Raw genomic sequence first — 10,556 nt, 5'->3', positions numbered from 1 at the left:
CCAATCTTTTCAATTAGATTGTACATTTTTTCACAATATTTATATATTAGGGAATGTCCTAATTGCACTTATAAATTCCCTACTACAAAAAAGCAGTGCCTATTCTAGATAGACACTGCTTTATCATTAATATTCATTTTGTGCTTATAATTCAATAAACTGATGTGTATACTGCTTTAACACTGATTTGTATAATGCTTGTTGAGAATAATGATACGTCTCATCTACTTCTATCATGCATCCATAACCTTGCTCATATAGTAATTCACATTTTTCTAATGCTTGGTTTCTATCGCCTTTTACAATATATATTTTTTCTTTATTCTTAGTCTTAATTTGGGGTTGTGAATAGCTGATGATATCTCCAATGATACAAATGCCTGGTAATCCTTCTACTTTATACTGGTTTAACTTTTGTTCGATATTACTTATATTTCCAGTCAATACTTGTTCATCAAAAAGTGAGGCACGGAAAACAATTGCGATTGGGTAATCATACGATGTATACTGTCTGATTTGCGAAATAATTCTAGGTAGTCGTTTAACCCCCATATAAACAGCTAGCGTTCCTTTATTTATTAATGTACTGATATCAATGTCATTATCTTTTGAATCCTTAAAATGACCTGTTGAAAAAGTAACGTTTTTAGCTATACTTCTCATTGTTAGACCTAAGTTCATGGATTGTGCTGCTGCACTTGCCGATGTTATCCCCGGCACTATTTCAAAGTTGATATTTAATTCAACTAAAGCTTCTACTTCTTCTTGGACACGTCCAAATATAGCAGGGTCGCCTCCTTTAAGCCTAACCACATGATGATGTTTACTTGCCGCTTCAATCATTTTTTGATTAATGGCCTCTTGTTGAATATGTTTAGTATATGGTTTCTTACCAACATCAATGATTTCTATATCTGGTTTAGCATATTGCAATATAAAGGGATTAACCAATCTGTCGTATAATATAATATCTGCATTTTCAATGAGTCTTTGCGCTCTTTTAGTTAATAAATTAGGATCACCAGGACCTGCACCTACTAAGTAGACAGTTCCGTATCGATTTAAAGGCATATAAAAATATCTCCATCTACGACTTCTACTGGATACGTTTCTACACAACCAGTATCTGGTTCCTGAACATCACCTGTCTTAAGATCAATTTTTTGGTCATGTAAAGGACAATAAACATAGTTTCCACTAACAGTACCTTCTGACAAAGGCCCCTCTTTATGAGGACAAATATTATTGACTGCAAATATCTCTCCTTCATTTGTTAAAAACAAACCAATCTCTTTATCGTTTACGAATACTTTCTTACCAATTAATGGTGTTAACTCATCTATACGGGACACTTTAATTTTCTCCATATGTTTCATGATTAAACCCTCTCAACTTCAAAGATTTTTTGTGATGCTTTATCATTTACGATTGCTTGCCAAGGTTCCTCTTGGATCGCTTGTTTCGCTTCCATCACTCTATCGAAAAGTGCTTGTTGACGTTCGGGGTCTAACAATACTTCTTTCACATTTTCAAAACCAAGACGTTCTAACCAAGGCGCAGTTCTTTCAGCATATATTCCAGTTTCACGATAATATTGCATCAATGCACCACAAATACGAATCACTTCATCTTCTGTTTCTACAGTAGTTAGTAATTGTCCTTTTGTTACTTCAGTACCGCCATTACCTCCGATATAGAGTTGGAAACCATTTTCTACTGATATCACACCAAAATCTTTCACACCAGATTCTACGCAACTTCTAGGGCATCCTGATACACCCATTTTGAATTTATGTGGGGTATCAATATATTCAAATGTTTTCTCTAATCTAATACCAAGTTGAGTCGTATATTGTGTTCCAAATCTACAGAATTCTTTACCAACACAACTTTTAACTGAACGTGTTTTTTTACCATAAGCTGAAGCAGAACGCATGCCTAAGTCTTCCCATACGCTTGGTAGTTCTTCTTTTTTCAATCCATATAATCCCACACGTTGAGATCCTGTAACTTTAACAAGTGGTACATTATATTTTTTAGCGACTTCCCCTAGTCTAATAAGTTGATCTGCATCTGTAACACCACCGCGCATTTGGGGGATGACGGAGAATGTACCGTCATTTTGAATATTTGCATGATAACGTTCATTGGCAAATCGTGATTCTTTTTCATCTTTATGCTCATATGGATATATCATGTTCAAATAGTAGTTGATAGCTGGACGACATTTTGGACATCCATTTTTATCTTTGAAGTTGAGTACATGTCTCACTTCTTTAGATGTTTTGAGTCCTTTTGCTCTAATTTGAGTAACAATTTGATCTCGTGATAAATCCGTACAAGCACATATACCAGTTGGTTTAGAGGCTATAAAATCATCACCTAATGCATATTGTAGAATGTCTGCGATTTGGCCTTTACATTTCCCACATGAATTTCCTGCTTTAGTCATTTTTGTAACTTCAGCTACAGACGTTAATCCGTTTTTAGTAATCGCTTCTACAATTGTGCCTTTATTGACACCATTACAACCACAAATTGTTTCGTCATCTGCCATATCCTCAATAGATACATTGGCAGCTTCTCCACCTTTTGTTAATAAAGAGACCAACGTATAGTCTTCGATAGATTCGTGCTTTTTCATCATGTTATAGAAGCGAGAACCATCATCTGTATTCCCATATAACACTGCACCGACAACTTCTCCATCTTTTAAAAATACTTTTTTATAATTATTATCGATACTATTAAATATCTCTATACCATGAATATCGTCAGTTTCTTCAATAATACCTGCACTATATAAATCACACCCTGATACCTTTAAAGAGGTAAATGTAGTAGAGCCATGATAACCATTAGTTTCCTTATTTGTTAAATAGTCTGCTAAAACGATACCTTGTTCATATAATGGTGCAACTAAACCATATACTTTACCTTCACATTCTGCACATTCTCCCACAGCAAAGATATTTGGATCATTTGTTTGCATAAATTCATTAACGATAATACCTCTATTAACGTCTAAACCAGCCGCTTTAGCTACCTCAGTATAAGGTCTAATACCTACCGCCATAACAACTAAGTCCGCTTCTAACACACGTCCATCTGCTAATCTAACGGACTCAACATCTTCATGACCGAGAATTTCTTGGGTATTCGCTTGTAATTCAAATCGCATACCTTGTTGTTCCAAATCATTTTTTAGCATTTGACCTGCTTTTCGATCCAATTGCATTTCCATAAGCCATTCTGCTAAATGTACTACGGTTACCTCCATACCTTGGTCTAATAACCCTCTAGCACATTCTAATCCTAATAGGCCCCCACCTATAACAATTGCTTTATGTTTAGTTTGAGCTATCTCCATCATGCGTTTAGTATCATCAATTGTTCGCCACCCAATAACACTTGGTAAATCAGATCCTGGAATAGGTAAAACAAATGCTTTTGAACCTGTGGCAATTATACATTGATCATATTCAAAGGATTGCCCACTCTCAGTTAAAACTGTCTTTTTTTCTCTATCTAATATCGTCACTGGATCGTTATTAACCAATTTAATGTCATGTTCTGCATACCAGTCATATGAATTCATGATTGTTTCTTCTACAGTCATTTTATTTTGTAAAATATTAGATAACATGATTCTATTATAATTTGGATAGGCTTCTTTACCGATAATGGTAATTTCAAAACGTTGCGGATCTCTATCCAAAATTTCTTCGATAGTTCTCAAACCAGCCATGCCATTTCCTATCATCACTAATTTGTTTTTAGTCATATATATGCCCCTTTATCACTATAGATAAGTTATTTAAAGGATTGGATATAAAGGCACATGTTGTTATTTTTAAAATTGGAGTGCTTCAAGACGTTCTCGTATAATAAGTCTCAATGCGTCATCAAAATTGATTGACGGTGTAATGTGTAGTTTACAATGAATATCCATGTCATCAATGAATCGTTTTACTTTATTGACCAATCTTCCATCAAATAAAAAGAGTGGCACGATAATTAATTCATCATATTGTTTTGATATCTCGTCTAAATCATTCCTGAATGTTAAAACGCCATATAAAGCTCTTGCATATACAGGTCGCTTCGAGTCGATGGTTTCCACAAATGCTTTAAGTTCATCATGTGCTTTTGTAAAACGGCCGCTACCATTACCGTGTGCAATAATAACCGTTGCTGTCTTGGAGGCTTGATCAGCAAGATGCACATCCTCTATTCTTCTTTCTACTAGTGATTTCATATAAGGATGTGTGCCTAAAGGTTCACTCATTTGACTCGAAATTTGAGGATACTTTACTTTCATCTCTGATAGTATGTTAGGAATATCGCCAATATAATGCATCGCTCTAAAAATAAGTAACGGCACAATTCTAAATTGTGTGATTCCTTTTTCGATCATCTTTTCCATTGTTATTTCTAAACTCTGTGTGTCACTCTCTAAAAATGCTAATTCGTAATGGTACTCTTCATCTTTTAGTAAAGTTGTAATGAATTCTTCTAAGGCTTTATTTTGATTTCCTTTTCTCATTCCATGTGCCACTAAAATGTTGCCTACCATAATACCAATCCTTTCAACTTGAATTGTAAACTAATTCGTAGAGTTTTTGTGATTAATTTCACATTTTTAGTGAAAATTAGGGAATCCCCTTATACAAGTTATATACACAACATATTAAAATATTTAACTTTGTAAAAAGAGATGTATAAAGATTTAAATTACATGTAATAAGATATATAATTAAAATATTAGTGGTTAATATATGTACTACTTCAACTAGCACCAATTTCAAATACATAACGAACGATGCAATATGTACGTGCCATATTAACGACTTAGTAAATTTTCATGATTAGACAATGGAGAGGAGTAAACGACATGAAAAGATTTACTATTCTGATAATTATAGTATCCTTTATTTTAGCAAGTTGTAACAATAATGCAACAAATAAAAAAGATACGCTTAATGTTGAAATCCCATTAAAAACAACATCAATTGCGCCATATGAAACGGATGTACCTGTGAAAATCGGTGCATTAGAATCTTTATTCAAAATGTCTAAAGATGGTAAAGTTAAACCCCTATTGGTTAAATCCTTCAAACAAAAATCTGATGATACCCTTACCCTAAAAATTAAAGATGACATTCATTTCCAAAATGGTCATAAATTAACTGGAGATGCTGTCAAACGTAGTCTAGAACAAGGTGTTAAAAAGAGTGACTTATTAAGTGGATCTCTACCTATTGATAAAATCACTGCAAAAGGCCAAGAAGTGACAATCAAAACCAAGGAACCTTATCCTGAATTAAAATCCGAATTAGCGAGTCCATTCGCAGCTATTTATGACACACAAGCGAAAGGCAAAGTTTCGGATCAACCAGTTGGTACAGGCCCGTACCAAATTGACAAATATCAACGGTCACAAAAGATAGAGCTATCAAAATACAAAGATTATTGGCAAGGTACACCTAAATTAAGTAAAATCAATGTCACATATCATGAAGATGGCAATACTCGTGTCAACCATTTATTATCTGGCAAATCAGATTTAACAACAGATGTACCTATCGCTCAAATTAATGATGTTAAAAAATCTAATAAAGCGAATATTCAAAGTACATCTGGTTTCAGAACTCATTTATTACTTTATAATCACGACAGCAAAAAAATGAATAAAAATGTTCGAGAAGCATTTGATGCAGTTATTAATCGTAAAGAAATTGCTAAGAATGTGTCCAAAGATTATGCCAAACCAGCCTCTGGACCATTTAATGATCGATTGAAGCATATTAAAGGTAGCGAGGTTCAGCCACAAGACATTAATAAAGCGAAAAAGCTATTAGCCAAAGAAGGCTACACTAAAGATCATCCTTTAAAAATCAATATGGTTACTTATGATGGTAGACCTGAATTACCTAAGATTGGACAAGTTATTCAATCTGAAGCTAAAAAAGCAAACATTGAAGTAAAATTAAGAAACGTAGATGATATCGAAGGATATTTGAAAAATAAAGTTGCATGGGATGCTTCTATGTATAGTTACTTAACAGTTCCTAGAGGAGATACAGGTTATTTCTTTAATACTGCTTACTTACCAAAAGGCGCAAATAATAAAGGTAATTATGACAATAAAGAGGTTACTCAACAAATCAAACAATTAAACCACACATTCGGTCAAACAGAACGTGAGCAACTAACGAATCAAATATTGAAAACGTCAGACAAAGACATTCCAAATAGTTATATAACGTACAATGACCAAATTGACGGTGTAAGTAAAAATGTGAAAAACTTCAATGTAACACCAGAGTCTATTTATCTAATTGATTACAAAGTAGATAAAAAATAATAAATCCTCGAACTTTTAATAAAATTAAAATAGCCAGTAAATGAATGTTTCAATTCATTTACTGGCTATTTTTAACTCTTTGTGATGACTTTTTTAAAATGGTGGTTGTCCTAGAATCTTTTCTTCAAAGCGTTCAGGAATTAATATTTTCCTCATAATCACACCTAAATCACCGTCATCGTTTTCATGTTCAGCATATATTTCATATCCTCTTTTTTCATAAATACTTAATAACCAAGGATGTAATCGCGCGGATGTTCCTAATGTGACTGCTGAGGCCTTTAATGTATCTCTTAAAAAATCTTCTTCTACGTATTTTAACAATTGACTACCATAGCCCTGTCCATCGAATTCTGGTTGTGTGGCAAACCACCAAACGAACGGATAACCAGAAATACTTCTGACACTCCCCCAAGGATATCGTACGGTAATCGTTGAGATGATTGTATCGTTCAATTCTAATACAAATGTTGTATTATGTTTGATGTTGTCTGCTACCATTTCCTCTGTGGCATTCACTGATGGCCAATCAATGCCTAATTCCCTTAATGGCGTAAAGGCTTCATACATAAGTTGATGAATCGGTACAACATCATTTTGATCTGCAATTCTTATATTCACGTTACTCATTCTCTTCACGTCCTTCGTTTTCTCTATTCATGACATTAAGCGTAAAAAGAAAAACGACAAGAGTCAATCAACTTGTTTGATAACTCGTCATAAAAATTAACAGGCTAGGACATAAATATATTTCAAGTTACATTCATATTTAGGCAGTAGTTGACTTACACATATGTGTTCCTATTTTAAAGTACACATTAGCTGTGGCTAATGCGTGAGAACGACTACATAATCAATGATTAGTGGTTCTTTATGATTTCTGTCCCACTCCCTTACACAAAGATCATTATTTTAATTGTGAACGTTGACCATTTAAATAAGCATAAACTAATCCAACAAAGATACCGCCACCAATATAATTACCTATTAAAGCAAATACAATATTTTTCAAAACGCCTAAACCTGACATTCCATCAATATTGAAAAATAGCATACCTGAGAATAAACCGGCATTAAAGACAACGTGTTCATAACCCATGAAGACAAACACAACTACTCCACAAGCAATAAAGAATGCTTTGGTTAATCCTTCTTTAAATTGCATAGATACAAAGATACCTATATTAATAAAGAAATTACAGAAAATACCTTTTACTAATATATTTAACCATGTTGATGCTTCTGTTTTCTTTTGTACAGTTTCAGTTAGTGCATCCGTCATTTCTGGAGTCATTACATGTGCATATTCCATTAAGAAAAATAAGATGATTCCACCCAGTACATTACCGATAAAGCAAAATGTAAATATCCATATGACTTTATTCAAACGTATTGCTTTATAATACCAACCTACTGTTAGATACATAAAATTACTTGTTAGTAATTCTGAATTCGTTAATACAATTAATACTAAGGCTAAACTAAATGCAATGGCACCAAGCAAATTAATTAAGCCATCAATTTGTGTAGCAGCAAATTGTGTTTTAATAGCTAGCATAAATACCGTGACAATAGATAACAAGAATCCTGCCATCATTGCTTTTAACGCATAACGCATAGGTGTTTGATCAGCCATGACTTCTTTCATTTGCGCTTGGCTTACTACCGCTTCCATAATAGACTTAGTTGCGTATGTATCTTCGGTAGTTTTTCGATTTTCCATCATATTCTCAATTACTCCCATCTTTTTAAAATCATTTATTTCATATTCATTATATGAAGAAATAAAGATGATGAATAGTGGTAATTTTTTAACAAATGATAAAATGCTTTTTAAGTTATTTATAAATATTTGATAGAATCAGTTTTACATTTCAATTTAATGATTGTCTCATCTAACATTTCCCTTTTGACTTTACCAATTAATCTAATAAAAACTAAATAAAAAAACTGAGGCAGACACTCAACCATTGTCCCCACCCCAGTCCATATTTAAATATTAGCGATCCCATTATTTTCGTTTTAATTTTGAAAAATAATGTAATCCTGATGCAAAAATACTATACCCTAATAACGTTCTTAATATAAAACGTACATATTGGTTAGCAAAACATTTGGAATTAATGACAACCGCCGAAATAAAATGAGTTATTGAGTATAATCCCAACACGATTAAATATCGTCTTTTCATCAAATCAACCTCTTTTAAATAAGATTCCACTTCAATAATACACCCATTTACAAATCCACAGTTGGTACAATTTATTTACAATTATGATTTCAATAGTTTTTCTAATTGGTCCAATGTTGAATTCATACCTTCTTCGACGCCCATATCAAGCGCTTGTTGAGCAGCTTCTTCCGAAGGTAATACAGAAGTTGACGTCACTGTAGTTTGATTAGGTTGCTTTTCCTCAAATTCAATTACAATATGCATACCTGGCATATTAGGATCTTTGTCGCCATCTGGTGTAGCGAAAAAGTCTAAGTATTCAATGTAATTAGGTTTTTCAATTTTTTTGTATTCTGAACGCGTGTAACTTGTCATATCGGGCGTGTGTATAGCAAAAAATGCATGTCCTCCTTCTTCTACATTAAATTCAAATACTTCCGTAGAAGCACCTTCTGGATGAAACCATTGTTTAAACAAATCTTCTTGTGTATATGCGTTAAATAGTTCATGAATCGTTCCTGTGAATGTTCTTGAAAAGATAATTTTATTTTTTTCAACTTTAATAGTCATAGATATTCTCCTAAATTTTGATAATTTAAAACAAATCTATCATAGCAAAATAGAATAGAAGTTACTAAAGATTGAACCATAAAAAGCACCTCAACATGCTAGAATCAAGTTCTAACATCTGAAGTGCTCTGTATTTCTCAATATATTATTTAGTGTTCATGTTCGTGTTCATGCTCATGGTCTTCATCTTTTACTTTAATTTTACTATTTAAAGCCTTTTTAATGTTTTTAATGTTTTCTTTCATTAATGATTGGTATGAAAGACCTTTTTCATTTTGTTGTTCTTTAGTTACAGATTCCATATTGTTGAATTTTAATGGTTTCGCATCTGTTTCTTTTCTAATTGTATCAGTAATCTTATTTGATACATTTTCTTCATATAAAATGTATTCTACTTTATTCTTTTTAATTTCTTTCACAATGTTTGTAAGATCCTTTTGTGATGGATCTTCTGCACTCATATTTTGAACGCCTACTTGTTCGAATCCATAACGATTAGAAAGATAACCTAAAGATTCATGAGAGATAAATACTGCATTACCTTTTTTACCTTTAGTCGCGTCTTTCATGTCTTTATCAATATTCTCTAAATCTTTGTTTAATTTTTTATAGTTCTTTTCATAATATTTCTTATGATCAGGGTCTTTTTTCACAAGTTGATCTTTAATTTCTTTAGCGAATGTTTGGTCCATCTTAGGATCTAACCAAATGTGTGGGTCATATTTACCATGATGGTGATGTTCTTCTTCGCCATGATGTTCTTCTTCACCTTCATGATGATGATCTGCTAATAAATCATTTTTGCTGATTTTATCTTGTAGAGATAATTTTTTATCATCTTTTTTAATTGTTGAAGCCACTTTTTTAGCTACTGGGTCTAAATCGTCACCAGTATAAATGAATAAATCAGATTTTGCCGCACTCATCATATCTTTTTGAGTAGGTTCATAACTATGTAAATCTGCGCCCGCTGGATAAATTGATTTAACATCTACATATTTACCACCAATTTGTTCTGTAAATGATTTTAACGGATATACTGTTGTATTAACTTTTAACTTATCTCCTTTTTTATGATCATCACCGTTGCCACATGCAGCAAGTGCTAATATCATAAGAGGAATAAGTAACAATAAACTTAATTTTCTTTTCATGTCGTTCCTCCTAAATAGTAATTATTACGATTAAAAATTATATACCTTACTCTCGTAAAAAACAAGCCTATTCAGACAACTTTTTTATCATTCATATCTTTTAAATATTCAAAATTATTTCATCTTATATGACCATACCCAGTGTCACCTTTAACTATCTAGTTATCCATCATCTTCATCAAATTTTTACAATATCCATAAAAGGTCGAGATTTGATGCTATTGCATATTGGAAAAACGATTCATCGTCGTCCAAAATGCAGGCATAAATCCCGACCTCATTATATAAATGA

The 10,556-nt window shown here is 32.6% G+C and carries 10 protein-coding genes; 1 reads left to right on the top strand and 9 read right to left on the bottom strand.

The genetic code is table 11. From position 1 onward, the window contains the following. Window positions 1–144: 144 nt before the first annotated feature. The 4 genes from cobA to P7F85_RS02360 all read right to left on the bottom strand — a co-directional run bounded on the left by cobA (window position 145) and on the right by P7F85_RS02360 (window position 4,576). Window positions 145–1,071 carry a uroporphyrinogen-III C-methyltransferase gene (gene cobA, locus P7F85_RS02375; RefSeq protein WP_002465465.1) on the bottom strand — a complete coding sequence of 309 codons (927 nt, stop codon included), beginning with the start codon at window positions 1,069–1,071 and terminating at the stop codon, window positions 145–147. Next, the gene (gene nirD, locus P7F85_RS02370; RefSeq protein WP_002465474.1) at window positions 1,062–1,376 is read right to left on the bottom strand and encodes a nitrite reductase small subunit NirD; all 315 of its coding nucleotides are present in this window, start codon (window positions 1,374–1,376) and stop codon (window positions 1,062–1,064) included. The genes cobA and nirD overlap by 10 nt, the downstream gene beginning before the upstream one ends. A 2-nt stretch (window positions 1,377–1,378) precedes the next feature. Next, on the bottom strand, window positions 1,379–3,784 hold the full coding sequence (nirB, locus tag P7F85_RS02365; protein WP_002465469.1) for a nitrite reductase large subunit NirB: 2,406 nt from the start codon (window positions 3,782–3,784) through the stop codon (window positions 1,379–1,381). A 69-nt stretch (window positions 3,785–3,853) separates the two neighbouring features. Beyond that, on the bottom strand, window positions 3,854–4,576 hold the full coding sequence (locus tag P7F85_RS02360) for a sirohydrochlorin chelatase (protein ID WP_002465467.1): 723 nt from the start codon (window positions 4,574–4,576) through the stop codon (window positions 3,854–3,856). A 318-nt stretch (window positions 4,577–4,894) separates the two neighbouring features. On the opposite strand from P7F85_RS02360, the gene nikA reads away from it, so the two are divergent. After that, window positions 4,895–6,367 (top strand): nickel ABC transporter substrate-binding protein, encoded by a 1,473-nt coding sequence (gene nikA, locus P7F85_RS02355; RefSeq protein ID WP_046464436.1) that lies wholly within the window; start codon window positions 4,895–4,897, stop codon window positions 6,365–6,367. Between the two features lie 93 nt (window positions 6,368–6,460). Here the strand turns inward: nikA and P7F85_RS02350 are convergent, their stop codons facing one another. From P7F85_RS02350 to P7F85_RS02330, 5 genes are all read right to left on the bottom strand, one after another. After that, window positions 6,461–6,997: a GNAT family N-acetyltransferase gene (locus tag P7F85_RS02350; RefSeq protein ID WP_002465459.1), complete on the bottom strand. Its 537-nt coding sequence runs from the start codon at window positions 6,995–6,997 to the stop codon at window positions 6,461–6,463. Between the two features lie 277 nt (window positions 6,998–7,274). Next, complete coding sequence (locus P7F85_RS02345) at window positions 7,275–8,093, bottom strand: formate/nitrite transporter family protein (RefSeq protein WP_015364724.1); 819 nt, start codon at window positions 8,091–8,093, stop codon at window positions 7,275–7,277. 285 nt (window positions 8,094–8,378) lie between these two features. Next, on the bottom strand, window positions 8,379–8,558 hold the full coding sequence (locus P7F85_RS02340) for a hypothetical protein (RefSeq protein ID WP_080567105.1): 180 nt from the start codon (window positions 8,556–8,558) through the stop codon (window positions 8,379–8,381). A gap of 81 nt (window positions 8,559–8,639) precedes the next feature. Then, the gene (locus tag P7F85_RS02335) at window positions 8,640–9,110 is read right to left on the bottom strand and encodes an SRPBCC family protein (RefSeq protein WP_002465462.1); all 471 of its coding nucleotides are present in this window, start codon (window positions 9,108–9,110) and stop codon (window positions 8,640–8,642) included. Between the two features lie 149 nt (window positions 9,111–9,259). Beyond that, on the bottom strand, window positions 9,260–10,264 hold the full coding sequence (locus P7F85_RS02330; RefSeq protein WP_002465472.1) for a metal ABC transporter solute-binding protein, Zn/Mn family: 1,005 nt from the start codon (window positions 10,262–10,264) through the stop codon (window positions 9,260–9,262). Window positions 10,265–10,556 lie beyond the last annotated feature (292 nt).

It is taken from the genome of Staphylococcus sp. aM, assembly GCF_052975125.1.
The sequence above is the reverse complement of the archived record's forward strand: the minus strand, read 5'-3'. Positions and strand labels throughout refer to the sequence as shown.

What these genes read in the sequence shown, in the direction of transcription:
- P7F85_RS02335 (WP_002465462.1), bottom strand. Translation starts at nt 9,110, where the DNA reads ATGACTATTAAAGTTGAAAAAAATAAAATTATCTTTTCAAGAACATTC.
- nirB (WP_002465469.1), bottom strand. Translation starts at nt 3,784, where the DNA reads ATGACTAAAAACAAATTAGTGATGATAGGAAATGGCATGGCTGGTTTG.
- nirD (WP_002465474.1), bottom strand. Translation starts at nt 1,376, where the DNA reads ATGAAACATATGGAGAAAATTAAAGTGTCCCGTATAGATGAGTTAACA.
- nikA (WP_046464436.1), top strand. Translation starts at nt 4,895, where the DNA reads ATGAAAAGATTTACTATTCTGATAATTATAGTATCCTTTATTTTAGCA.
- P7F85_RS02350 (WP_002465459.1), bottom strand. Translation starts at nt 6,997, where the DNA reads ATGAGTAACGTGAATATAAGAATTGCAGATCAAAATGATGTTGTACCG.
- P7F85_RS02330 (WP_002465472.1), bottom strand. Translation starts at nt 10,264, where the DNA reads ATGAAAAGAAAATTAAGTTTATTGTTACTTATTCCTCTTATGATATTA.
- cobA (WP_002465465.1), bottom strand. Translation starts at nt 1,071, where the DNA reads ATGCCTTTAAATCGATACGGAACTGTCTACTTAGTAGGTGCAGGTCCT.
- P7F85_RS02360 (WP_002465467.1), bottom strand. Translation starts at nt 4,576, where the DNA reads ATGGTAGGCAACATTTTAGTGGCACATGGAATGAGAAAAGGAAATCAA.
- P7F85_RS02345 (WP_015364724.1), bottom strand. Translation starts at nt 8,093, where the DNA reads ATGATGGAAAATCGAAAAACTACCGAAGATACATACGCAACTAAGTCT.
- P7F85_RS02340 (WP_080567105.1), bottom strand. Translation starts at nt 8,558, where the DNA reads ATGAAAAGACGATATTTAATCGTGTTGGGATTATACTCAATAACTCAT.